Raw genomic sequence first — 22,734 nt, 5'->3', positions numbered from 1 at the left:
GCTGGGGATGCTCAGCGGCGGCTGATCTCGGCGGCGTACTCAGGGCTGAAGCCTCCGCGTTCGCGGTCCCAGTTGTCGGCGGTGCTCTGGTGGAAGCCGAGCAGGCGGCTGAAGACGTAGGCCGGCAGCTCGGACGCGATCTCCATCAGCGACGTATTGCGCGCGACGCGGGGCCGGATGCCAATCGCCTTGAGCCGGTGGCACAGGGTATGCGGGGCCAGCGGCTGGCCTGGGTAGGCGCCGTGGAACAGCCACTTGGGCTCGTCGAGCGGCACGGTGACGGCCCGGCCCTGGCGCTGCCGGGCGAGCTGGCGGATCAGGTCGTCCAGCGGGGCGGGCAGCTCGGCGGGCTTCCGGCCGAGCCGCAGGGTGACCTTGTCCCCGTCGTCCGCGACGTGCTCGGTCGTCAGCAGAGTGATGCGGCTGGCGGGCTGGGCCGAGCGCACGCACGACGTCGCCCTGGTCGACGACAGCGGCCAGTTACTGGCCAAGCGGCACATCACCGACGACGCCGCGGGCTACAAGATCCTGCTGGACCTGCTGGTCGAGTACGGCGACAGCGAGGAGAACCCGATCCCGGTCGCGATCGAGACCTCGCGGGGCCTGCTCGTGGCCGTACTGCGGACCGGCAAGCGACAGGTGTTCGCGATCAACCCGATGGCCGCCGCCCGCTACCGCGACCGGCACTCGGTCTCTCGCAAGAAGTCCGACCCCGGCGACGCCCTGGTCCTGGCGAACATCCTGCGCACCGACATGCACGCCCACCGGCCGCTGCCCAACGACAGCGACCTCGGCCGGGCCATCGCCGTTCTCGCCCGTGCTCAGCAGGACTCGTTGTGGAACCGCCAGCAGCTGTCCAACCAGCTCCGCTCGCTGCTGCGGGAGTACTACCCGGCCGCCCTGGCAGCCTTCGAGCCCTGGCGCAACGGCCTGTGCCGGCCGGAGGCCCGGGAGCTCTTGAAGACGGCCCCGACGCCGGCCAGGGCCGCGCGGCTGACCCGCACGCAACTGGAGGCCGCGCTCAAGCGGGCCGGCCGCAAGCGCGGCATCACAGCCGAGGCCGAACGGCTCCGCGACATCTTCCGTGACGACTACGCCCGCCAGCCGCAGCTCGTCGAGGACGCCCTGGGCAAGCAAATGCTGGCCCTCCTGATCCAGCTGGAGGCCGCCTGCACCGCCGCCGACGACCTCACCAAGGCGGTCGAAGAGGCTTTCCCTCAGCACCCGGACGCTGAGATCATCCTCAGCTTCCCCGGCCTCGGCGTCCAGCTCGGCGCCCGGGTGCTCGCCGAGATCGGAGACGACCGGTCCCGCTTCGCGGACGCCCGCGGCCTGAAGGCATACGCCGGCGCCTCGCCCATCACCAGGGCCTCCGGCAAGAAGTCGAGCATCACCCGCCGGTGGGTCAAAAACGACCGGCTCAACGCAGCCGGCTACCTCTGAGCCTTCTCCTCCATCACCGCCTCGCCCGGCGCCAAGGCCCACTACCGGCGACGCCGCGACGACCACGGAGACTGGCACGCAGCCGCCCAGCCCAACCTCTTCAACCGCATGCTCGGACAGCTCTACTACTGCCTCCAGCACCACACGCTGTTCGACGAACACACGGCCTTTCCAACCGTGCTCGCCGCAGCTGCTTGACACGTTGACCGCCTGAGGTGTCTACGCGGCCGGGTCCCGCCGCCGGGACGCCCGCTACTGCTCCGCCCGCTGCCGAGACCGCGCCTACCGGCGCCGACACCGCCAGTACGGTGACGTGAAGGCGTCGAAAAACCAACGCGTACCGACGGGTACGACGCGCTGACGTCACGCAACGCCAATCTGTTGGCGGAGTCGTCCCAGGTCAGCTGTTCTGTGTCACCGAACCCTGATCGTGTGCCATCGAAGATTGAGCGGTGTGAGTTACAGCCAGAGAGTTCTGCAGCGCTGGGGCTCCGTGGAGCCCTCGCGCTCATGACTTGGGCCCGGGCTGGTGAGGGCCGGGCCCAAGTACGGCGAAGGTCGGTTACGCGACTTTTCGGTACACACCCGCGACACGGACGTCCACCAGGGCGTTGGTGTCAACGATGAGCTGGACGGATCGGGTGTAGCCGGTTGTGTTGGTGGCGACCTTGGCGCGAGAACCGGGCACCATCCACGCGCAGCCGAGATCCCAACCGCCTCCAGCGGGCTCGACGCAAACGTGCACGGGATACCCGCCAGACTCGTGCAGATCGACCTCGACCGACTCTCCGCCCCCGAGATGAATGCCCATCTCGCAGACGGTGTAGATCGCGGCCCCACCCGGATTGATGCAGCCGAAGCCGTAGTCCTGGGCCTGGGCCTGGGCCGGGGCGCTCCCCATACCGGTGAGCAGGACCGCTGCCGTTCCGACAGTGCTCAGATAGCGATTGAGTTTCATGTTCTATGCGATTTCCAGGGTGGGGCGGAATTAACAGCAGCCTCACCCTGTCGAAGGAGCGCATAGGGGGCTTTCGAGGGGCGTGAGAGCGTCACCAACCTTCGGTGACAACGGTCATCAGCGATAGCGCTGAAACCTACTGGCGGGTTACTTGCTCCCTGGTGTCCGAGGTAGGACTACAGGGCCGACACGTCGCGGAACGCGACCCCGCCGCACGTCGCCGCACGTGACACCCGCCGTTTGCGGCTGGTGACAGCGTTCTTACCGGCACCCCAAGCCGCCAAGACCGTTTCCACCGTGGCGGATGGCGTATTGGTCATAGTTGGTCAGGAACCCGGTCAGCATGTGGATGGAACCCTTGCCGACGAACGTGCCGGGACGTTGGCCAACGCTGGCGAAGTAGCGGATCGGGGAGCAGCGGAGCGGGGGACACTAGTTCAGTTTTCTGAACATTCGGTGGTGGCTTGATCCGTGGTGGCAGGGTGTTGCGGGTGGCTGGGGAAGTTCCGCCGGGAGCGGCGGGCGGCGCGGTGGTTTGGGGCAGGCCGAGCGGGAACGAAACTTCGCGGCAGCTCCCGTGAACTCCTGCCGCCAGTCTGTCGCCGTACGCACCCGACAGACCTCACCCACGAGCCCGTCACGAGCCGAAAGCCCCGGAGTTCCCAGGCCATGAGAACCTCACCGCCCCCTGCGCAATCCCCGCCTTCCTGGCCGCACTGCGGACATGGGGCTGCCCCTGCCACTGACCCCATCGGTTGCCCAGGCATCCACGTCCCCAGCTACACCGCGTGCCTCGCCCACCTGGACGAAACCGACCGCGACGCCTACCTCGCCAGCCTGACCCCCGGCGCCGACATCGACCACCGCGGTACCCCCTTCACCGAAGAACTCCTAGCCGCCTTGCTCCATGCCCTCCACGACCCCACCACCCGGACTGCCTGCTTCGGCGCCGCCCGGTTCGAGCAGGCGCAGTTCTCCGGCGTGGCACAGTTCAACGGGGCGCAGTTCTCCAACCTCGCCCATTTCGGCGAGGCAGAGTTCTCCCGCACTGCCGAGTTTGCCTGGGTAAAGTTCTCCGGCGGCGCCTGGTTCGGCCAGGCAAAGTTCTCCGCTGGCGGCCAGTTCGGCGACGCACAGTTCTTCGACACCGCCTATTTCCCCCGGACACAGTTCTCCGGCGACGCCTGGTTCAGCCAAGCACGGTTCTCCGGCGCCGCACAGTTCCAGGAGGCGGAGTTCTTCGGCGGCGCCGTCTTCGAGCAGGCGCAGTTCTCCGGCGACGGTCAGTTCGAACGGACACAGTTCTCCCGCACCGCCTGGTTCGGCGGGGCACGGTTCTCCGGTGCCGCCCGGTTCGAGAGGGCGAAGTTCTCCGACGCTGCCGAGTTCGGCGGGGCACAGTTCACCAGCGATGCCCTGTTCGGTCAGGCGTGGTTTACCGTGATGTCGTCGTTCGGGCCGGTGGTGTGTGCAAAGGGGGTTGATCTATCTGGTGCAGTGTTCGAGGCACCGGTGACGTTGGAGATTGCGGCGCGTCAGGTGCGCTGTGAGAGGACTCGTTGGGAGTCGACGGCGACTCTGCGCCTGCGCTACGCCAGCGTGAACCTCGATCACGCGGCGCTGTCGTTTCCCGTGGCGGTGACTGCCCACCCTGTCCCCTTCACCACCAACGCCGGTGCCGCAACGGCAGTGCAGGAGAGCTCACTGGCGGGCCACAATGACGGCGTGCGGGTGGTCTCGGTGCGCGGGGTGGACGCCGCGCACCTGATGCTGACCGACACCGACCTGAGCGACTGCCTATTCTCCGGGGCCTTCCACCTTGACCAGCTCCGCCTCGAAGGCCGCTGCACCTTCGCGCTCACCCCTCAGGGCCTTCACTTCCGCCGCCGCATATGGCCCTACTGGTGGAGCCGTCGGCGCACCCTGGCCGAGGAACACCACTGGCGTGCCCATACATCCGGCCAGCCCATTCCGCCCGTAGGACAGGATCCATCGCCCCGCCACTGGCGCACTGGGCCGCATCACCCCAATCCCGACCACACCCCCGACCCCGAGGACGTGGCCGCCCTGTACCGGCAGCTCCGCAAGGCCTTCGAAGACGGCAAGAACGAACCCGGCGCCGCCGACTTCTACTACGGCGAGATGGAGATGCGCCGCCACCAGCCCCCCTCCAATGGTTGAGGAGCAGAAGTCCGCAGGCGGACCGCACCGGCATCCCACGGAGTGAATGGGCACTGCTGCGGGTGTATTGGCTGCTCTCCGGTTACGGCCTACGAGCCTCCCGTGCCATAGCCGGGCTGCTCACCGCCATGGCAGTCACCGTCCTGCTCATCATGGGCCTCGGCCTGCCTGACACGTCACCGAAGCAGGTCGCCACCGGCACCGTCCCCGCTGACGGCGGACGGGTCACCCTGGCCGTCGACAAAGAGGATCCGCAACTGACGCTGCCAGCTGGCGACCGGTTCACCGCGGAACGCTTCGACAAATCCCTGCAGGTGGTCCTGAACTCGGTGGTGTTCCGCTCCAGCGGCCAAGACCTCACTACCGCCGGCACGTATACCGAGATGATTAGCCGCTTCACCGAACCCGTCCTGCTCGCACTGGCCGTCCTCGCCATGCGCAGCCGCATCAAACGCTGACACCTAAACCCCTTGTTCAGGAAACTGAACACCGTCTCGGTGTCCCCCGCTCCCCGAGCCCCAAGTACGCGCGCTCTGTCATCTTCGAGAGGCGTTCATACGTTCCCGCTGCTGTGCTCATGCGTAGTGTGGATGGGCGGGTCCGGGCCGCTCGGTGAGCGGTGGGATGCGCGACGCGAGGACGAGGCAGCACGCAAGCTGCCGAGACTCAGCGTGATGTTTCCTCTGCGATCGTTCACTTGAGGAGGCTGGGACGCCGGGGCGCGGTCCGTTGTGGGGCGTCCTCGATCGCGTGCGCGATGACGCGGAGTTGATGGAGGAACCAGGGCTTGGCCGTTGTGCGCAGAGGGGTATCGATGGGAAGTCGTCGTGTGAACTCAGCATGGAAGGCACGGAAGCCCTCCTCGTCGCTGGATGTCGCCAGACCGCGCCACTGGGGAGCGGCGTAGAGCACCATGGTCTTGACGATCTCCGGATAGACCACGGCATAGCGCTCGGAGTGCCAGGGCCGGACGGTGCGGGAAGAGCGGGGCCGAAGTCGGGCAAGTCGGTGAGTGTGATCGCCGAGCAGGTACCCGTGCCGGAGGAGAGCGTGCCAGAGACCAGAGCACTGCACGTAGCAGGGGTTGAGCACGTCAGGCCCGTAGCGGCGCAGGAGCCTGTAGTGACGCCGTTGAGCGCTGACGACCTCGGGAAGGCCAGCGAGGTCGAACTGGTTCGCGGGCGTCTCAACGGCCCGGCCGATCCAGAGACGGTGGGGGATGCAGACCTGGTCGTGATAGTTCGACATCCAGATCTTGACGCGTTCGTCCGGGGTGCCGGTTCTGCGTGCGACACAGCGTCGGCAGGCCCATCGGGGAGTCGCAGCGAGAGGTCCTTGCGGAAGGTTGCCTGGCTGCTTCTCCCACTGGGGGATCGCGTGCTGGATTGATGAGCGCGGCTGTCCGCTCAGGACGCTGAGCTGGTCAATTGAGTCCAGGCGGGAGGGCAGCCACCGGGAGGGCTGCTGGATGCGGTGGACGGGCATCGCGTTCGCCGCTGCGAGTCGGCCCAGGAACGATTGCTTGGTCTCCTGCGGGAAGGGCTTGAGTGGTCGCGGCAGCGGACGGAAAAGGACGGGCTCGAAACGTGGGCTCATCCGGCTGTCCTGCGCGGTTCGGGCGGGGAGTCGGATTCGCTGTTGTGGTCGACGCGGATGCCGCGCAGGAGGGTTTTGGTGATCTGTTCGCTGCCGTCGAGGATGGCGGAGATGGCTGCGGCCCGGATCAGGTGGGAGAGGCTTCCGATCATGCCGCCGGTTCGCTGGTGCAGGTATTTCGAGAGGCTGACCAGGGTGCCGGTCTGGTGCCGGTGGAGGCGGAGGGTTGTCTCCAGGGAGGCGACCAGCGCTCGCCACTCGGTGTTGGGCGGGAAGGCGCCGGTGCGGACCAGGATGCACCGGCCCCCGAGCTGCTTGCCGCGGATCCCGGTGAACAGGCCGGACTTCTCGACGTTGATCCCGGCATAGACGAACGTCGCGGGCAGGTGTTCGGTGAAATACTTCAGGTGATCGGAGAGGTCTTCGCCAGCGGTGGTCGCGTGGTTGAGCAGGTGGATTTCGTCGACAAGGACGAGCTCCGTGCGGGCTTCGATCATCACCTGGCAGACGGCGCTGGTGACGTCGATGGTGTTGTGCCGCGGGGTGATCATGGGCAGGCCGAGGAACCGGGCGAATTCCAGGGCGAGTTTGCGCGGTGAGCCTTTGGGCGGGGCGGTGATGTAGACGACCGGGATGCGGTCGCTGCCCGGGTAGCGCTGCCGGATGCGGAGCTCGTGGGTGCGGCCGAGTTGTTTGAGCGCGGTGGTCTTCCCTGTCGTCCACTGGCCGGAGACGATCATCCCGCGGCGGGCGCCGTGCTCGCGCTGGTTGAGCAGCGTCAGCAGCCGCCCCTGGTGGGCGATCTCCTTGACCGTGGACGTGCGGACAACCTGGAGTTCGGAGTGGTAGGCGATGCGGGCCTCGTCGTAGGTCTCCCGGAGCTGCGAGGACAGGTCCTGCCACTGCTCCTCGGGCAGCACCTCGAAGACGGCCGGGTCGGCATCGACGAAACGCCGCCAGCCCTCCAGCCGGGTGGAGGGATCGGTCCAGGCATCGGGCAGCCCCGCTTCCTCCCTGCCCGACTCCGCCGCGTTTACCACCACTTCTCGGCCTCCTTGCGTGCGTCGAAGATCTCCAGTGGGACGACGTCGGCGAGTTCGCCGTCGTCCTCTTCACTCGTCGGTTCCGGCTGTGGTTCCGGCTCCGGGGCGGGCGTTGGCCTCGGCCAGGCGGGCTCGCTGGTGGCTCGGGTGCGGGCGGCGACCTTGCGGTCGCGTTGCCGGGCTGAGCGGCCTTTCGCCTCCGGCCGGCGGCCAGACTCGTGATCGGCTCCGTCCGAGGCCCGGTCCAGCAGCTCTGCCGCAGCCTGTGCGATGGCATCCTCGTTCGGCTTGCGCTGACCGCGTTCGGTCAGAATCTGGTGGGCCCGGTCGAAGACCAGCTCGCCCATCGGGACGGGAGAGGTGCGCAGGTGGCGCCAGGTCGCGGTGATCCAGCCCGTGTCGTGATGGTTGCGTACCCAGATACAGGAGATGTCGTAGGGGTCGTAGTGGACCTCCCAGAGCTTGCCGTCCGGACCTGCCCCCGAGGGCTGGCGCCGGAAAGGGGTGAGTGCGGGAGCGTCGTAAGTGCGGTTGTTGATCCGCACCCCACTGCGGCCGATGACCCGCCACTCGCGGGGCATGAGCTGGATGTACTCCTCCGGGCTGAGCGCAACGGGGACGTATCCGGCTGCTGACACCAGCGCGGCGTACTTCTCGTTCGGGCTCAGTGGCCGGTCCGGCATCAAGGGGTCGCGCAGACCGTCGTGCGGCCTGGTCTGCCAGACGACAATCCATTCCTGGAGAAGCCCCTGGAGTTCGTGGATGGACCAGGCTGCCTGCGCGGCCGGGTCCTTGCCCCGCATCTCGGCACTGCGTCCTGTGTAGCCGGCCACGTACTGGGCGAACATCGTCGACACCGAGCCCAAAGTCCGCTCGATGTGCGGCTTGTCGGTCGGCGTATCCGGGTGTGCGGGCTGGAAAGAGATCCCCAAGTGACGGCAGGCATTGCGGAAGTTGTCCGAGATAAACGCCTTGCCGTGGTCGCTGACCACCGTCTCAGGAACGATCACCGGGATCGCGGCGGCCTTGTCCAGTCGCTCGTCCAGCGACAGCAAGGAAGCGTAGGGCAGCACGGAGCGCGACATGCGCAGAGCGTCGGACCATCCGGGACGAACCGGTTCCGGTGTCATGGCGCGTGCCAGCAGCAGCGCGGCGTCCACCGCCTTCGTCGACGGCCGCAGCACCACTGCGGCCAGGGTCCGAGTGGCCAGGTCGATCAGCCCGGTTAGCTCGCAGCGGTCCACCGTTCCGTCATCGTGGATGACCATGACATCCAGTGGCGTGGAGTCGATCTCCATCACCTCGCCGGGCCGGGCTGCCGTCAGCTGCCCGAACATCCGCTTCGGCTGCTTGCCCAGCGAGCGGCGGGTGCGAGCCGAACCGAAGAGATGCTGTCCGGTCGAGACCGCCTCCAGCAGACGGTAGAACGTTGCCCTGGACGGCATCTGGACTGTTCCAGCACCGTGCTCGGCGACCAGGAGCCGTTCGACCTGGCGCCGCAGCACCTGCGCGGAGACGGTCGGCTCGTCGGTCCGGCTGCCCGCGACCTTCGCGATCGCGTCGACCACCCGGGGATCGGCCCGGCCCATGCCGGTAGCGGGCTTGCGCAGCCTGCCGTCCACCAGGCCCGCCACCCCTTTGCTCTCGAAGCGGGACCGCATCCGGCGCAGCGTGCTCAGTCCCACCTCCTCACCGGAGTTCCGCAGTTCGGCCACCTTGGTCAGCTCCCGCTGCCGCAGGGAGTGCACCGCAGGGTCATACTCGGCCCGAACCGGGACGTTGGCATCGCCGTCCGGACGCCCGGTGAGCAACTCGGTCAGGTGCCGCCGCCACCACTCAGCCCGCTGTGCCGCTTCCTCCGGCAGGCCTTCCAGCACCCCGGCCTCCGGCAGCGGCGGGCGGCTCAGCGCGGTGCTGAGCACGGTGAATCCCTCGGACGCCAGCAGGTGTCCCAGCAGTACGACGCTGGCGGCCTGGGCGTCATCGACCAGCCGCACCGACGAGCCGTGCAGGGCGGCAACCGTGTGCTCCCGCCCGTCGTAGCGGACCCTGTCACCCAGCGACAGCAGCCGCGGACGCGTCGGCATCCCTGCCCACCTCCTCCGCGACCACGGGAACCGGGCGCACCAACGTGGCCGCCGACAGCAGACCGGACTCCAGATCCACCGTCAGCTCCCGGCACCAGAGCAGATGGAAGAGCACCGGCAGCACGACGATCGGATCGCCCACCGCACCAACGCCCGCCAAGAGACCCCGGGGCCGGGCGAATGCCGCCCGCAACTTCGCCGCCACCGGCTCTCGCCGCACCCGCGGATGCCGGTACCCCGACAACCAGCGCAGATTCGCCGCCAGCACCGGATCAAGCACACCAACCCGCTCAAAGCCCCAGCCCACCCGGGCGCAGACCGCTGCCGTGACCTCGAACTTCACCGCGTCCTCAGGCTCGATCCGATCGTCGGGACGCACGTCCAGCACCACACCGGTGCCGTCCCGACGGCGTACGAAGTAGTCCGGCGTATGGCTGATCCGCCGCGCCCGGCCGCCAGATCGCCACGAGAGCCGGAACGGCTGCGACGCCATCGCCACCACGCCCGGATCGGAGTCCAGCCGCATCAGCTGACCGAGCTCCACCCACGACTCGTAACCCACCAACTCGGCACCCGTGGCAGCCCAGTACCAGCCGGGGAAACTGCGCTGACCCCGGTAGGACGGAAACGCCCGCACCTGCCCGGCCGCCTCGAAACGCGTCGCCCCCATCACCTCAAGCGGCCCTCCATGCAGCTCACCGCGAGCGTCGACGTACTCCAGCCAGAAGTCCTCAACCTCCACCAGCCACCCCTACCCGGCGCGGACCACGTACAACGACCGTAGGCAACTGGGCGCGGCAGTGGCTCAGAAAGAGCGAGACAGATCAGCAGATGGCCAAGGTTGACTGAGACGCAAGCCCAGATGGCCCAGACGGACCGAGACTGGCCCATCTTCAGCGAGACAGGTCACCCGGCCCGTGGGTGGACTCACCGAGAGTGGCGTGGCGCACTTTTGCAAGCAGGTGCTTGCAAAAGTTAGCGAGGGTGGGGCATGGTGGAGGCATGGCATCGCTCAATGTCGGCAATCTCGGTGAGTACCTGCGTGAACAGCGGCGGAACGCGCAGCTGTCGCTCAGGCAGCTCGCCGACGCCGCCGGAGTGTCGAATCCTTACCTGAGCCAGATCGAGCGCGGGCTGCGCAAGCCGAGCGCGGAGGTGTTGCAGCAGGTCGCCAAGGCGCTGCGGATCTCCGCCGAGACGCTGTACGTACGCGCCGGCATCCTCGACGCCGAACGGGATCGGGACGAGGTCGAGACCCACGCGGTCATACTCGCCGACCCCACGCTGAACGAGCGGCAGAAACAGGTGCTGCTCCAGATCTACGAGTCCTTCCGCAAGGAGAACGGATTCGAGGTCACGGCAGCCGTGGTGGTGGCGGGCGAGGAGAGCGGTCCGTCCGACGGCCCCGGCGCTCAGGACACCGTCGACCCCGGCAGCCGTAAGGTCGGCGGCAGCGATGCGTAGGCCGTACACCCATGAGCCCGTACGTCGAAAAGGCCCATGAGCCCGTTCGTCGCGTTAGGCCCATGAGCTCGTACGCCGAATAAGTCCGTGCGCCCAGAAGTGTGGGCCGACCCCCAAAACCCTCAATCGAAAGCCATCCGGGAGGACCATCACCATGGCCATCACTGACGACCTGCGTAAGACCCTCAGCGACCCGACCCCGCTCTACTTCGCCGCCGGCACCGCCGACCTCGCGCTCCAGCAGGCGAAGAAGGTGCCCGGCCTCGTCGAGCAGCTGCGCGCCGAGGCGCCGGCCAGGATCGACGCCGTACGGCAGACCGACCCCAAGGCCGTCCAGGAGAAGGCGACCGCTCGGGTCAAGGAGACGCAGGAGACCATCCAGACCAAGGTCGCCGAGTTCCTCGGCACCCTGGACACCGACCTGAAGAAGCTCGGCGAGTCCGCCCAGGACCTCGCGCTGCGCGGTGTCGGCGTCGCCGCCGAGTACGCGGTGAAGGCGCGGGAGACGTACGAGCGGGTCGCCGAGCACGGTGAGCAGACCGTGAAGACCTGGCGTGGCGAGGCCGCGGAGGAGATCGAGGAGCTCGCGATCGCCGTCGAGCCGAAGGCCGAGCCGGTCGAGGTCAAGGACGAGCCCGCCGCGAAGCCGGCCGCCGAGGACGCGTCGGCCTCCGCCGCCAAGAAGCCGGCGGCGAAGAAGGCTCCGGCGAAGCGGACGACCACCGCGAAGAAGACCACGCCGCCGGCCAAGTAAGGCCGAGCGGGCAAGCCGTCGGGCCGACGGTGGCCTCGTGAGCGGTTGGCCGTGCACGGTTGGCCGAGCGTGGTCGGCCGTTCGCGGTCGGCCGTGCGTAGTGCGCAGTACCTCGTGGTACGGGGACGGGCCGGGCACCTTTGGGGTGGCCGGCCCGTTCTACGGGTACGGTGGCCGCGTAGGAGTGTCGGAAGTCGGCAACAGCGAACAGAACGGGTGGTGGTGGGCGGCATGCTGATGACGGGCTTCGTCGGGTTCTTGGGACTGCTGAAGATCGTCCTGATGGCTCTCGCCGCGTTCGGGCTGTTCGACGCCGCGATCCGGCGTGAGGACGCGTTCCGCGCGGCGGACAAGCAGACCAAGGTGTTCTGGCTGATCATCCTTGGACTTGCCCTCGTCGTGAGCTATCTGTTCTCGATCCTGTCGTTCCTGCCGATCCTCGGTGTCATCGCGAGCATCGTGTACATCGTGGATGTGCGGCCCGCGGTCAGGCAGGTCTCGGGCGGGGGCGGTCGCGGCGGACGCCGCGGGTCGAGCAGCGACGGTCCGTACGGTCCGTACAACGGCGGTCGGTGAGACCGGGTGCTTGTGACCCGGTGCCAGATCCTTTGAGACCCGGTGCCAGGTTCTTTGAGACCCGGTGCCAGGTTCTTTGTGACCGGGGGCCGTCCTATGTGACCCGGGTCAGCCGTTGCGGTCCAGGAGGAGCACCGCCACGTCGTCGGTGAGTTCGCCGCCGTTGAGGTCGCGGACCTCGTTCATGGTGGCGCACAGCAGTTCCTCGCCGCGCAGATTCCGGGCGAGTTGGCGGCGGACGACGTCCACCATGCCGTCCTGGCCGAGACGTTCCTTGCCGTTGCCGCCGATCCGGCCCTCTATCAGGCCGTCCGTGTAGAGCATCAGACTCCAGACGGCGCCCAGCTCGATCTGGGTACGGGGCCAACGAGCCTCCGGAAGCAGGCCGAGGGCGGGACCGCCGTTGTCGTACGGCAGCAACTCGGCCAGCGGAGTGGTGCCGTCCGGACCGGGGCGGGCGATCAGCGGGGACGGGTGGCCGGCCAGGCAGAGGCCCGCGCTGCGGCCGTCGGAGGCGATGTCGACCGTGCAGAGCGTCGCGAAGATCTCGTCGCTCTCGCGCTCGTGCTCCAGGACGCGCTGGAGCGTGGAGAGCAGTTCGTCGCCGCACAGGCCCGCGAACGTCAGTGCCCGCCAGGCGATGCGCAGCTCCACACCGAGCGCCGCCTCGTCGGGGCCGTGCCCGCAGACGTCGCCGATCATGACGTGCACCGTGCCGTCGGGGGTGCGGACGGTGTCGTAGAAGTCGCCGCCGAGCAGTGCGCGCGAACGGCCCGGGCGGTAACGGGCCGCGAACCGCAGGGAAGAGCCCTCCAGGAGGGGCGTGGGCAGCAGGCCGCGTTCGAGGCGGGCGTTCTCCTGGGCGCGCAGCTTGGACTCGGTGAGTCGGCGCTCGGCCGTGTCCGACCGCTTCCGCTCCACCGCGTAGCGGATCGCGCGGCTCAGCAGACGGCCGTCCAACTCGTCGCGGAACAGATAGTCCTGCGCGCCGACCCGCACCGCCTCCGCGCCGCGCTCCGCGTCACCGGAGTCGGTGAGCGCCAGTACGGCGTGGCGGGGGGCGAGTTCGAGGACGTGCTTGAGGACGGACAGTTCCTCGTCGCCGCCGGTGCGGGAGTCCGCGCCGGGGCCGGTGGCTTCGGCCGGGGTGCGGCCCGGGGCCGGCAGCGCCAGGTCCAGGAGGATGCAGTTGACGTCGTCGGTCAGCAGCCGCTGGGCCTCGGTGAGGTTCCGGGCGGCGCGGACACGGATCGGCTTGCCCGCGGAGTCGAGCAACTCCGGCACGTTCAGGGCACCCGCCGGGTCGTCCTCGATCAGCAGGACGGTGAGGTTGGTGGGGGCGGGGTGGAGGGCGGGGGAGGGGTGCTCATCCCGGCCGGTCGCCGCGTTCGATTCGCTGGGTCCGGTGGGTCCGGTGGGTCCGGTGGGTCCGGTGGGTCCGGTGGGTCCGGTGGGTCCGGTGAGTCCGTTGAGGCCGTTCTGCCCGTTCGGTTCGCTCGGCCCGGGTGTGTCGCTGGGGTCGGCGGCTTCGGTGTGGCCGGCCGAGTCGCTGGAGTCGGCTGAGCCCATGGAGTCGGTCAAGTCGGTCGAACCAGTCAAGTGGGTTGAACCGGGCGGGTCGGTCGGGGCTGGGGAGTTGGACGGGAGCGGGGAGTTGCTGAAGCTCCGGGCGGGGGCCTTGGCCGAGGTGTTCATGGCGGCGCCCTCTCCGGTCGGGACGCTGGGTGCGGACACGGCGTGCGCCTGACCACTCTCCGCGGCCGGGACCGGTCTCTGCCGCGGTACGGGTACGGGCATCGTCTTGGGTTCCTTCCCTCCCCCCGAGGGCACGGCGGGCCGAGGGTCTCGACCCGTCCCCGCGCTCTCACCTTCCGTCGAGCAGGGGATGCCCGGTGCGGGGACCTTAGCGTCAGGCCCCGCCGCAACGGAATGCTTGACAGCGCACCGGGCGGCAATCGGCCACCGTCATATGCCGCATCCTGTACCGCACTTGGACATGGCAGGGCTTTCCCTTGAGATGACGAATGTCACGCACCCGGGGTTGAGCCGCGGCAGGAACGTGTCGAGAGTCACGTGGGGTGGCTCACGCGGGTGCCGCTCGGCACGTCCGGCAAGCGCCGGGTGCCCTTCGAGGAAGCCGCAGGTGGGGGCGTCGCGCCGAGGCCACCGTCCGGATGTGGGGGAGGGCGCCGTCCAGCAACATGGGCGCACCGTCAGCCTCGGCCTCAGCCTCAGTGCCGACTTTGGTCCCGGTCTTGGCCCCGGCCCCGGCCTCGCCTCTCGTCCAGGCCCCGGTCTCAGTCCCGGCTCTGGCCTTGGCCTCAGTCTCGGCCTTGGCCTCAGTGCCGACTCGTGCCCCGGCCCCGGCCCCGCCTCAACTCTGGTCTCCCCTCGCGGACCCTGGCTCTTTGGCCTCCAGGGTTCGCCCGGCCCCCCAGCTCTCGGCCCCCGGCCGCCAGCCTTGGGTCCCGATCTTGTGGCCTCGGCTCCCAGGCCGTGGTTCTCGGCCCACCGCCCCGTGCCGCCCGACCCCCGCCTCACGCGTCCGGTCGTACAACCCCGAGGATCGGCATCGAACCCGCGCCCGCGATCGTCACCGTACGTCCCGGGCGGGGGGCGTGGATGACGGAGCCGTCGCCCATGTACATGGCGACGTGACTGGCGTCGGAGTTGTAGATGATGAGGTCTCCGGGGCGCGTGTCCTGGATGTCGATGTGCTTGAGCTGCCGCCACTGCTCCTGGGACGTGCGCGGTATGGTCACGCCGGCGGCGGCCCAGGCCTGGCTGGTGAGGCCGGAGCAGTCGTAGGTGTCGGGGCCCTCGGCGCCCCATTCGTACGGCTTGCCCATCTGGTCCGTGGCGAACTTCACGGCCTTCTTGCCCTGCTCGGACGCCTTGCCGTCGATCTCGTCGAGGATGCCGGAGCTCAACCACGCCGCCTGCGACTCCTGCGCGGCCTGCTTCTCCAACTCCGCCAGCCGCTCCCGCTCCTCGTCCTCCAGCTCGCCCTCCAACTGCTCCGCGGCGGCGATCTGCTTCTCGATCTTCTTCTTGGCCTTCTCCTTGGCCTTGCGGTTGGCCTCCAACTTCTCCCAGCGGGCGTTCGCGTCCTGTGAGTACTGCTTCAGGTCCTGCTGCGTCCTGTTCATCTCGGCGAGCAGCCCCTTGGTCGCCAACTGCCCCTGCCGCAGCCGGTCCGCGCCCTCCAGGAACTCCTGGGGGTTCTCACTCAGCCACAGCTGCACCTCGGCCGGGAGAGCGGCGCCCCTGTACTGCGCCCGGGCCGCGGCGCCGATCAGGTTCTGCAATTTGTCCAGCTTCTCCTGGCCCTTGACGATCTCGTGGGCCAGATCGACGATCTCGGCGGACTGCTTGTCGGCCTTCTCCTCGGCCGCGTTGTACGCGTCCGTGGCGACCGCCGCGTCGTGGTAGAGGTCTTCCAGCTTCTTCCGTACGGCCTCCAACTCCTCGTTCGTCACGGGAGTGGACGTCGGGTCCGCACCGCTCTCGCCGCCCGTGCCGTTCGCGTCACCCGTGCCGGAAGGGGAGGGTGTCGTGGTCGGCGTGGGGGTGGTGGGTTCGGTCGGTTGCTTCTGGCTCGCGTACGCCGTCATCGGTGCGCCCAGTACGGTCACCGCGCAGACCACGGCCACGGCCGCCATGGCCAGGCTCCGCTTGCCGGTTGCCATGCCCCTTGCCCCCAAACCCAACAGAACAGAACTGATTAACCATCAGTAACTTCCGACGTCCGGGTGATCGTGCCATGTCGTCGCTCATTGCGACAGAGGCGGGCAAGAACTCCCACCCCTTCGCCCCCCTTGGCTTCCCCTCGCTTCTTCTCGCATGGCAGCGCCACCGACTGTGTGACGAACGGCTCAGAGAGATCGTTCCCGTGCGTCACGGAAATGTTGCGCTGCGTCACCGAATGGGAATACGTATGCGAATGAGTGGTGGAGACAACCTCGGCTCACAGCCGGGGCGCCAACGCCTCCCAGGTCACCGTGACTTCGCCCTGACGCCAGCGCGACGGACCGTCCAGGATCGGCCAGTCGGCGGTCAGGTCCTGGATCGTGCGGATCCACCGCTGGCGGGCGCCGTACGAGGCGTACGGCGCGGCCGAGGCCCAGGCGCGGTCGAAGTCGCGGAGGAAGGCGTGCACGGGTTCGCCGGGGACATTGCGGTGGATGAGGGCCTTCGGGAGACGTTCGGCGAGGTCCGAGGGGCGTTCCAGGGAACCGAGCCGGGTGGCGAAGGTGACCGTACGGGGGCCCTCCGGGCCGAGAGCCACCCAGACATGGCGCCGCCCGACCTCGTCGCACGTGCCCTCCACCAGCAGGCCGCCGGACGCCCGGGGCGAGGCCGGTGCCAGGCGGGCGCACAGGCGTTCCCAGACGGCGGCGACCTCTTCCTCGTCGTACTGGCGCAGTACGTTCGCCGCTCGGATGAGGGTCGGGCGACCCGGTACCGGCACCTCGAAGCCGCCGTGCCGGAAGGCCAGCCCCTCGCACTCGTACGGTTGCGCCGCCGCGACCCTCGCGGGGTCGATCTCCACGCCGACCACCTCGGTACGGGGCGCTGTCGCGCGCAGGCGCCGGAGCAGTTCGACCGCCGTCCAGGGGGCGGCGCCGTAGCCGAGGTCCACGGCGAGGGGTGTGGTGGCGCGGCGGAGTTCCGCGCCATGGGTGGCGGCGATCCAGCGGTCCATGCGGCGCAGGCGGTTGGGGTTGGTGGTGCCGCGCGTCACGGTGCCGACGGGATGGGGGGCCATGGGATGAGGGTAAGTGGGCCGGGGGTCAGGGGACGCCGCCGGTTGGTGTGGGCCGCCGGTTGGTGTGAGTGCTCAAGGACAGGGCGTCCCCTCACGCCCCAACCTCTCCAGCGGTTGAAATCTCTCGAACGGTTGAGCGAGCCTCCGTAATAATTCTGCAAAGGGGAAATGGAACAGCCTCCTCCGGTGTTGACGCCCGCAGAGGGACCCCAGGCCCTCTCCATGGCATGCCCGGAGCAAGGAGGAACGCCACGTGAGCCAGTACGTCAGCAGGCTCGGGCGACGCTCTTCGACCGCCGCGTCACGGCTCAGATTGCACAGGAAACCGCGTCGCGTGGCGATGCTGTCGGTGCACACCTCACCGCTCCACCAGCCGGGCACGGGCGATGCCGGCGGGATGAACGTATACATCGTGGAGCTGGCGCAGCGGCTCGCCGAACTGGGTATCGAGGTGGAGATCTTCACCCGGGCCACGACCGGCGCCCTCCCCCCGACGGTCGAGCTGGCCCCCGGCGTACTGGTCCGGCACGTCGACGCGGGACCGTACGAAGGGCTGGCCAAGGAGGATCTGCCGGCGCAGCTGTGCGCGTTCACGCACGGGGTGATGCAGGCCTGGGCGGGCCACCGCCCGGGCTACTACGACCTGGTCCACTCGCACTACTGGCTCTCCGGCCACGTCGGCTGGCTCGCCGCCGAACGCTGGGGCGTGCCCCTGGTGCACGCCATGCACACCATGGCCAAGGTCAAGAACGCCTCGCTCGCCGATGACGACACCCCCGAGCCCGCCGCCCGCGTCATCGGCGAGACCCAGGTCGTACGCGCCGCCGACCGCCTCATAGCCAACACGGCGGAGGAGGCCGACGAACTCGTACGCCACTACGACGCCGACCGTGCCAAGGTCGCCGTCGTCCACCCGGGCGTCAACCTCGACCGTTTCCGCCCCGCTGACGGACGTGCGGCGGCCCGTGCCCGCCTCGGACTGCCCCAGGACGCGCTGATCCCCCTCTTCGCCGGCCGTATCCAGCCCCTCAAGGCCCCCGACGTACTCCTGCGCGCCGTGGCCGTTCTCCTCGACGAGCGCCCCGAGCTGCGGTCGCGGATCGTCGTACCGGTGGTCGGCGGACCGAGCGGCAGCGGCCTCGCGAAGCCGGAAGGCCTGCAGAAGCTGGCCGCCCGCCTCGGCATCGCCGACGTCGTACGCTTCCGGCCGCCCGTCGGCCAGGAGCAGCTCGCGGACTGGTTCCGGGCGGCGTCCGTGCTGGTCATGCCGTCGTACAGCGAGTCCTTCGGGCTCGTCGCCATCGAGGCGCAGGCGACGGGTACGCCGGTGCTGGCGGCCGCGGTCGGCGGCCTCCCGGTCGCCGTGCGCGACGGACAGACCGGCATCCTGGTCCAGGGCCACGATCCCGTCGCGTACGCGCGCGTGCTGCGCGATTTCGCCGACGACCCCGTCCTCCCCGCCCGTATGGGCGAGGCCGCCGCCCGCCACGCCGAGTCCTTCGGCTGGGACACGGCCGCCAGGGCCACCGCCGACGTCTATACGGCCGCCACCCACGACCACCGCCGCCACGGCCTCCGCGCCCACCACGGCTGACAACCGCCTACCGGCGGGTACCCTCGCCCCATGGCTGACGCAGCGTCGATCATCGAACAGGTCCTCACCGAGGCCGAACTGGAGTGGGAGAGCCCGGACCCCGGCAACTACGTCGTCAAACTCCCCGGCACCCGCAAACTCTCGACGACCGTTTCGCTGATCGTCGGCAAGCACACCCTCTCCCTCAACGCCTTCGTCATCCGCCACCCCGACGAGAACGAGGCCGGCGTCCACCGCTGGCTCCTGGAGCGCAACCTCAAGCTGTACGGCGTGAGTTACGCCGTCGACCGCCTCGGCGACATCTACGTCACGGCCAAGCTGCCCCTCTCCGCCGTCACCCCCGAGGCCGTCGACGCCCTCCTGGGCCAGGTCCTGGAGGCAGCGGACGGCGCCTTCAACACCCTCCTCGAACTGGGTTTCGCAACCGCCATCCGCAAGGAGTACGCGTGGCGTGTGTCGCGCGGGGAGTCCACCCGCAACCTGGAGGCGTTCAGCCACCTGACGCGCGACTCCGGCAACTCGGAGGGAAATGGCCGGGGATGACCTCCTCCCTGCCTCTACTGATGCGCTAGGGGGCGTTCAGGCCGAGCCCATGCGGGCCTTGATCTCGATCTCGATCTCGGGCTCGATCTCGGCCTTGGTCTCGATGTCGGCCTCGGGCTCGATCTCAGACTCTGTCTCAGCGTCGATCTCCGCCTCCGCCTCCGTCTCCGCCTCCGCCTCCGTCTCCGTCTCCGTCTCCGTCTTCGTCTCCGTCTCGGCCTCGGTCGGGCCCTCCACCGTCTCCGTCTCGGCCTCGGTCGGGTCCTCCACCGTCTCCGTCTCGGCCTCGGTCGGGTCCTCCACCGACTTCACCGACTTCCGCGCGGTCTCCTCCACCACCGGCATCCCCCGCATCAACACCCAGTACCCCACTCCCGCCGACGTCCCCACCACCGCGCACAACCCCCACAGCCACTCCGCGCCCCAGCTGTCGATGACGACGCCGGACATGAGCGGAGCGACGAGCGCGGCGACGGACCAGGACATGGTGTACATGCCCTGGTAGCGCCCCCGGCCGTGCACGGGAGAAAGACGTACGACGACACCCGTCTGGGTCGGCGCGTTGATGATCTCGGCGAGGGTCCAGACGCAGACGGTGAGGACGAAGACGCCGAGCGAGCCGGCGAAGGCGGTGAGGCCGAAGCCGTACCCGGCGAGCATGGAGGAGATGACGAGGAGCCGTCCCGGATCCCGGTGTTCGATGAAACGGGTGACGGGGAGCTGGAGGGCGACGATCAGGACGCCGTTGACGGCGATGGCCAGACCGTAGTCGGCGGGCGTGAACCCTGCCTCGCCCATCGCGACCGGCAGCCCCACCGCCCCCTGCTGGAAGATCAGCGCGACGAGGAACGACAACCCGACGACGCCCATGAACCGCCCGTCGCGCACAACGGCCCCCAGCCCGACCTCGTCGGGCTCCCCGGCCTCGCCGGATTCCCCGGCCTTCTCCACGGCCGTACGTTCCGGCCGTGACTCGGGCAGCTTCAGGAAGACGACGACCGCGCAGACGAACGTCATACCGGCCTCGATCAGGAACCCGGCGCGATAACTGACCTCGGCGATGAACCCGGCGGCCATGGAGGAGACGGCGAAGCCGAGGTTGATGGCCCAGTAGTTGAGGGAGAACGCGCGTACGCGGTCCTCCGGGCGCACGATGTCCGCCATCATCGCCTGCACCGCCGGCCGGGAGGCGTTGCTGGTCGCCCCCACGAGGAACGCCACCGCGGCGATCGCCACCGGGTCCCGTACGAAGCCGAGCAGCGCGACGGAGACGGCGGTCGAGGCCTGCGAGACGAGGAGTGTGGGCCGCCGCCCGAGCCGGTCGGCCATCACCCCGGCGCCGAGCGAGGAGATCACGCCGCCGAGCCCGTGCAACGAGGCCACGAGCCCGGCGTACGAGGCGGAGTACCCGCGGTCCAAGGTCAGGTACAGCGCCATGAACGTGGCCACGAACGCGCCCAGCCGATTGACGAGCGTGCTGGTCCACAGCCACCAGAACTCGCGGGGCAGCCCCGAGACGGACTCCCGGACGGCGCGTCTGGCAGCGGTGAGTGGCATAAGGGTCCCCCATGGACGTACGCAAGTAAGCGGCTCAGACAGTGACCACAACTTACGAACCCCCTCTCGACCGGACCACCCAATTAACAGACCGGTCAACTGCCAGGGGCGACATCGGGCCGGACACCAGGACGGAGACGAGGGCGGCCATGGGCCGGACAGGAGGACGGCCGTGAGGTGGCCGTGATGACGGCCGGGGGTGGCCGTGAGGGTGGCTGTGAGGTGGCCGTGATGACGGCCGGGGGTGGCCGTGAGGGTGGCTGTGAGGTGGCCGTGACGGGCGGACATAGGGGGACGTGTCCGCCTGTCGGCCAGGCGGGTGATCATTCACGGGCGTCGATTACGCTCGGGGCCATGGCCGACGCACCGTACAAGCTGATCCTCCTCCGCCACGGCGAGAGCGAGTGGAACGAGAAGAACCTGTTCACCGGCTGGGTGGACGTCAACCTCACTCCGAAGGGCGAGAAGGAGGCGACGCGCGGCGGCGAGCTGCTGAAGGACGCCGGTCTGCTCCCGGACGTGCTGCACACCTCCCTCCAGAAGCGCGCCATCCGCACCGCGCAGCTCGCGCTGGAGGCCGCGGACCGCCACTGGATCCCGGTCCACCGCAGCTGGCGCCTGAACGAGCGCCACTACGGCGCCCTCCAGGGCAAGGACAAGGCGCAGACGCTCGCCGAGTTCGGCGAGGAGCAGTTCATGCTGTGGCGCCGCTCGTACGACACCCCGCCGCCCCCGCTCGCGGACGACTCCGAGTTCTCCCAGGCGGCCGACGCGCGCTACGCGACCATCCCGCCGGAGCTCCGCCCGCGCACGGAGTGCCTGAAGGACGTCGTGGCCCGCATGCTCCCGTACTGGTACGACGGCATCGTCCCCGACCTCCTCGCCGGCCGCACGGTCCTGATCGCGGCACACGGGAACTCGCTCCGCGCCCTCGTCAAGCACCTCGACGACATCTCCGACGCCGACATCGCCGGCCTCAACATCCCCACAGGCATCCCCCTCTCCTACGAACTGGACGCCAACTTCAAGCCCCTCACCCCCGGCGGCACCTACCTCGACCCCGACGCCGCCGCAGCCGCCATCGAGGCGGTCAAGAACCAGGGCAAGAAGAAGTAAGCCGACACCAGTAAGCCCCCTACCTGCGGGTTCGCCGTTGGTAGGGGGCTTGGTGTTGGGCTGGGGCCGTCTTGGGGGCTCCGGCTCGCTAGGCGAGTTGGCCGCGGATGGCGCCGTTGGGGAACTTCGCGTTGTGGACGTTGGCGTAGAAGAGGAAGGCGTTCTGCTTGATGCCCTGGAGTTCCCAGAACGTCAGCACCGTCGTGGCGTTGCCGGGGTTCTGGTCGCACTTGGCTTGGATGCAGCCGCTGACCGAGCCGTTCTTGGGCGGTGTCTTGAGCTGGACGGCGACGGGGCCCGCCTCGCCCTTCGGGGCGATGTGGATGTGGGCCGCGGTGGGGCTGGCGATGTTGCGGACGCTGAGCTTTTGACTTGCACCTCGGGCTGAAGCCCGAGGATTCTGGCCTTCCCGACTGGTTGCTGTGCCGCTACGCGGCACGGTTTCCGGTCTGGAATCCATGGCTTCCTGCTTCTTCGTGCTGTGCCAGAACGGGTTCTGGTCTTACCGGCGCTCCGCAGGCCGATGCCGCCAGTCCGGCGGCCGTCTTGATATTGAGTGCGGCGTTGTGGTCCCGGTCGTGGACGGTGCCACAGGCGGTGCAGGTCCACTCCCGGACGTCGAGGGGTTTGGGCCCGTCCACGGTGCCGCAGGTGGAGCAGGTCTGGGAGGTCGACTCGAACCGGCCGATCCTGATCAGGGTGCGCCCGTACCGCGCGGCTTTGTACTCCAGTATGTTCACGAACTGCGACCAGCCGGCGTCGTGCACGCTCTTGGCCAGCTTCGCGCGCGCCAGTCCCGCCACCGACAGGCTCTCCACGGCGATCCCTTGGTTCTCGGAGATCAGGCGGGTGGAGAGCTGGTGGTGGAACTCTTTGCGGGCGTCGGTGACCTTGGCGTGGGCGCGGGCGACCTTCAGGCGGGCCTTCTCGCGGTTCTTCGATCCCTTCTGTTTGCGGGACAGCTCGCGCTGGGCCTTCTTCTGCTTCTTCTCCGCCCGGCGCAGGAACCGGGGGGAGTCGATCTTCTCGCCGGTGGACAGGACCGCGAAGTGCG

20 protein-coding genes and 1 pseudogene are annotated in these 22,734 nt (G+C 68.9%); 9 read left to right on the top strand and 12 right to left on the bottom strand.

The window, feature by feature from the left end:
* Window positions 1-11: 11 nt before the first annotated feature.
* Window positions 12-446 carry a hypothetical protein gene (locus tag STRIP9103_RS19780; protein ID WP_009315369.1) on the bottom strand — a complete coding sequence of 145 codons (435 nt, stop codon included), beginning with the start codon at window positions 444-446 and terminating at the stop codon, window positions 12-14.
* On the opposite strand from STRIP9103_RS19780, the pseudogene STRIP9103_RS19775 reads away from it, so the two are divergent.
* A pseudogene (locus tag STRIP9103_RS19775) lies at window positions 418-1,641 on the top strand (IS110 family RNA-guided transposase). The gene STRIP9103_RS19780 and the pseudogene STRIP9103_RS19775 sit on opposite strands and share 29 nt — an antisense overlap.
* A gap of 364 nt (window positions 1,642-2,005) precedes the next feature.
* On the opposite strand, the gene STRIP9103_RS19770 reads toward STRIP9103_RS19775, so the two are convergent.
* Window positions 2,006-2,401: a hypothetical protein gene (locus STRIP9103_RS19770; RefSeq protein WP_048820605.1), complete on the bottom strand. Its 396-nt coding sequence runs from the start codon at window positions 2,399-2,401 to the stop codon at window positions 2,006-2,008.
* Between the two features lie 669 nt (window positions 2,402-3,070).
* On the opposite strand from STRIP9103_RS19770, the gene STRIP9103_RS19765 reads away from it, so the two are divergent.
* A complete protein-coding gene (locus STRIP9103_RS19765) occupies window positions 3,071-4,582 on the top strand; it encodes a pentapeptide repeat-containing protein (RefSeq protein ID WP_009315430.1) in 1,512 nt (503 codons plus the stop codon).
* A gap of 128 nt (window positions 4,583-4,710) precedes the next feature.
* A complete protein-coding gene (locus STRIP9103_RS53135; protein ID WP_309474740.1) occupies window positions 4,711-5,040 on the top strand; it encodes a hypothetical protein in 330 nt (109 codons plus the stop codon).
* Between the two features lie 235 nt (window positions 5,041-5,275).
* Here STRIP9103_RS53135 and STRIP9103_RS51620 read toward each other — a convergent pair whose 3' ends face one another.
* From STRIP9103_RS51620 to STRIP9103_RS19740, 4 genes are all read right to left on the bottom strand, one after another.
* Window positions 5,276-5,524, bottom strand: coding sequence for a hypothetical protein (locus tag STRIP9103_RS51620; RefSeq protein ID WP_234022243.1), 249 nt, complete (start codon window positions 5,522-5,524; stop codon window positions 5,276-5,278).
* Between the two features lie 650 nt (window positions 5,525-6,174).
* Window positions 6,175-7,221 (bottom strand): TniB family NTP-binding protein, encoded by a 1,047-nt coding sequence (locus STRIP9103_RS19750; RefSeq protein WP_009315378.1) that lies wholly within the window; start codon window positions 7,219-7,221, stop codon window positions 6,175-6,177.
* A complete protein-coding gene (locus STRIP9103_RS19745; protein WP_009315393.1) occupies window positions 7,212-9,308 on the bottom strand; it encodes a Mu transposase C-terminal domain-containing protein in 2,097 nt (698 codons plus the stop codon). Before STRIP9103_RS19745 ends, STRIP9103_RS19750 begins: the two co-directional genes overlap by 10 nt.
* Window positions 9,274-10,050, bottom strand: coding sequence for a TnsA-like heteromeric transposase endonuclease subunit (locus STRIP9103_RS19740; RefSeq protein WP_009315386.1), 777 nt, complete (start codon window positions 10,048-10,050; stop codon window positions 9,274-9,276). Before STRIP9103_RS19740 ends, STRIP9103_RS19745 begins: the two co-directional genes overlap by 35 nt.
* Window positions 10,051-10,310: 260 nt before the next feature.
* On the opposite strand from STRIP9103_RS19740, the gene STRIP9103_RS19735 reads away from it, so the two are divergent.
* From STRIP9103_RS19735 to STRIP9103_RS19725, 3 genes are all read left to right on the top strand, one after another.
* Window positions 10,311-10,772: a helix-turn-helix domain-containing protein gene (locus STRIP9103_RS19735; RefSeq protein ID WP_048820604.1), complete on the top strand. Its 462-nt coding sequence runs from the start codon at window positions 10,311-10,313 to the stop codon at window positions 10,770-10,772.
* A gap of 154 nt (window positions 10,773-10,926) precedes the next feature.
* Entirely contained in the window at window positions 10,927-11,526 is a 600-nt protein-coding gene (locus STRIP9103_RS19730; protein ID WP_009315376.1) for a hypothetical protein, read from the top strand.
* Between the two features lie 231 nt (window positions 11,527-11,757).
* The gene (locus STRIP9103_RS19725) at window positions 11,758-12,102 is read left to right on the top strand and encodes a DUF2516 family protein (protein WP_048820611.1); all 345 of its coding nucleotides are present in this window, start codon (window positions 11,758-11,760) and stop codon (window positions 12,100-12,102) included.
* A gap of 108 nt (window positions 12,103-12,210) precedes the next feature.
* Here the strand turns inward: STRIP9103_RS19725 and STRIP9103_RS19720 are convergent, their stop codons facing one another.
* From STRIP9103_RS19720 to STRIP9103_RS19710, 3 genes are all read right to left on the bottom strand, one after another.
* Window positions 12,211-13,899: a response regulator gene (locus tag STRIP9103_RS19720; RefSeq protein ID WP_009315358.1), complete on the bottom strand. Its 1,689-nt coding sequence runs from the start codon at window positions 13,897-13,899 to the stop codon at window positions 12,211-12,213.
* Window positions 13,900-14,639: 740 nt separating this feature from the next.
* Window positions 14,640-15,791, bottom strand: coding sequence for a C40 family peptidase (locus STRIP9103_RS19715; protein ID WP_048820602.1), 1,152 nt, complete (start codon window positions 15,789-15,791; stop codon window positions 14,640-14,642).
* Window positions 15,792-16,069: 278 nt separating this feature from the next.
* Window positions 16,070-16,870: a hypothetical protein gene (locus STRIP9103_RS19710; protein WP_009315401.1), complete on the bottom strand. Its 801-nt coding sequence runs from the start codon at window positions 16,868-16,870 to the stop codon at window positions 16,070-16,072.
* 253 nt (window positions 16,871-17,123) lie between these two features.
* Here STRIP9103_RS19710 and mshA point away from each other — a divergent pair, with 253 nt between their 5' ends.
* Together mshA and STRIP9103_RS19700 are read left to right on the top strand one after the other, a co-directional pair.
* Entirely contained in the window at window positions 17,124-18,464 is a 1,341-nt protein-coding gene (gene mshA, locus STRIP9103_RS19705) for a D-inositol-3-phosphate glycosyltransferase (protein WP_009315432.1), read from the top strand.
* Between the two features lie 30 nt (window positions 18,465-18,494).
* Window positions 18,495-19,007 (top strand): type III secretion system chaperone family protein, encoded by a 513-nt coding sequence (locus tag STRIP9103_RS19700; RefSeq protein ID WP_009315350.1) that lies wholly within the window; start codon window positions 18,495-18,497, stop codon window positions 19,005-19,007.
* Window positions 19,008-19,043: 36 nt separating this feature from the next.
* On the opposite strand, the gene STRIP9103_RS19695 is transcribed toward STRIP9103_RS19700, so the two are convergent.
* Window positions 19,044-20,564 (bottom strand): MDR family MFS transporter, encoded by a 1,521-nt coding sequence (locus STRIP9103_RS19695; protein ID WP_009315404.1) that lies wholly within the window; start codon window positions 20,562-20,564, stop codon window positions 19,044-19,046.
* 354 nt (window positions 20,565-20,918) lie between these two features.
* On the opposite strand from STRIP9103_RS19695, the gene STRIP9103_RS19690 reads away from it, so the two are divergent.
* Complete coding sequence (locus STRIP9103_RS19690; protein WP_009315423.1) at window positions 20,919-21,680, top strand: phosphoglyceromutase; 762 nt, start codon at window positions 20,919-20,921, stop codon at window positions 21,678-21,680.
* An 88-nt stretch (window positions 21,681-21,768) separates the two neighbouring features.
* Here STRIP9103_RS19690 and STRIP9103_RS46685 read toward each other — a convergent pair whose 3' ends face one another.
* Both STRIP9103_RS46685 and STRIP9103_RS19685 read right to left on the bottom strand, forming a co-directional pair.
* Entirely contained in the window at window positions 21,769-22,140 is a 372-nt protein-coding gene (locus STRIP9103_RS46685; protein ID WP_009315373.1) for a CHRD domain-containing protein, read from the bottom strand.
* A partial coding sequence (locus STRIP9103_RS19685; RefSeq protein ID WP_009315434.1) for an RNA-guided endonuclease TnpB family protein occupies window positions 22,109-22,734 on the bottom strand: 626 nt, incomplete at its 5' end. The genes STRIP9103_RS46685 and STRIP9103_RS19685, both read right to left, overlap by 32 nt.

It is taken from the genome of Streptomyces ipomoeae 91-03, assembly GCF_000317595.1.
Lineage (GTDB): Bacteria > Actinomycetota > Actinomycetes > Streptomycetales > Streptomycetaceae > Streptomyces > Streptomyces ipomoeae.
Note: the sequence above shows the minus strand (reverse complement) of the source record. Positions and strands in the feature narration are given on the sequence as shown.

Bases quoted from the DNA above. Each gene is read 5' to 3' on its own strand.
- STRIP9103_RS19735 (WP_048820604.1), top strand. From the start codon at position 10,311: ATGGCATCGCTCAATGTCGGCAATCTCGGTGAGTACCTGCGTGAACAG.
- STRIP9103_RS19725 (WP_048820611.1), top strand. From the start codon at position 11,758: ATGCTGATGACGGGCTTCGTCGGGTTCTTGGGACTGCTGAAGATCGTC.
- STRIP9103_RS19770 (WP_048820605.1), bottom strand. From the start codon at position 2,401: ATGAAACTCAATCGCTATCTGAGCACTGTCGGAACGGCAGCGGTCCTG.
- STRIP9103_RS19720 (WP_009315358.1), bottom strand. From the start codon at position 13,899: ATGCCCGTACCCGTACCGCGGCAGAGACCGGTCCCGGCCGCGGAGAGT.
- STRIP9103_RS53135 (WP_309474740.1), top strand. From the start codon at position 4,711: ATGGCAGTCACCGTCCTGCTCATCATGGGCCTCGGCCTGCCTGACACG.
- STRIP9103_RS19765 (WP_009315430.1), top strand. From the start codon at position 3,071: ATGAGAACCTCACCGCCCCCTGCGCAATCCCCGCCTTCCTGGCCGCAC.
- STRIP9103_RS19715 (WP_048820602.1), bottom strand. From the start codon at position 15,791: ATGGCAACCGGCAAGCGGAGCCTGGCCATGGCGGCCGTGGCCGTGGTC.
- STRIP9103_RS46685 (WP_009315373.1), bottom strand. From the start codon at position 22,140: ATGGATTCCAGACCGGAAACCGTGCCGCGTAGCGGCACAGCAACCAGT.
- STRIP9103_RS19710 (WP_009315401.1), bottom strand. From the start codon at position 16,870: ATGGCCCCCCATCCCGTCGGCACCGTGACGCGCGGCACCACCAACCCC.
- STRIP9103_RS19690 (WP_009315423.1), top strand. From the start codon at position 20,919: ATGGCCGACGCACCGTACAAGCTGATCCTCCTCCGCCACGGCGAGAGC.
- STRIP9103_RS19730 (WP_009315376.1), top strand. From the start codon at position 10,927: ATGGCCATCACTGACGACCTGCGTAAGACCCTCAGCGACCCGACCCCG.
- STRIP9103_RS19745 (WP_009315393.1), bottom strand. From the start codon at position 9,308: ATGCCGACGCGTCCGCGGCTGCTGTCGCTGGGTGACAGGGTCCGCTAC.
- STRIP9103_RS19695 (WP_009315404.1), bottom strand. From the start codon at position 20,564: ATGCCACTCACCGCTGCCAGACGCGCCGTCCGGGAGTCCGTCTCGGGG.
- STRIP9103_RS19700 (WP_009315350.1), top strand. From the start codon at position 18,495: ATGGCTGACGCAGCGTCGATCATCGAACAGGTCCTCACCGAGGCCGAA.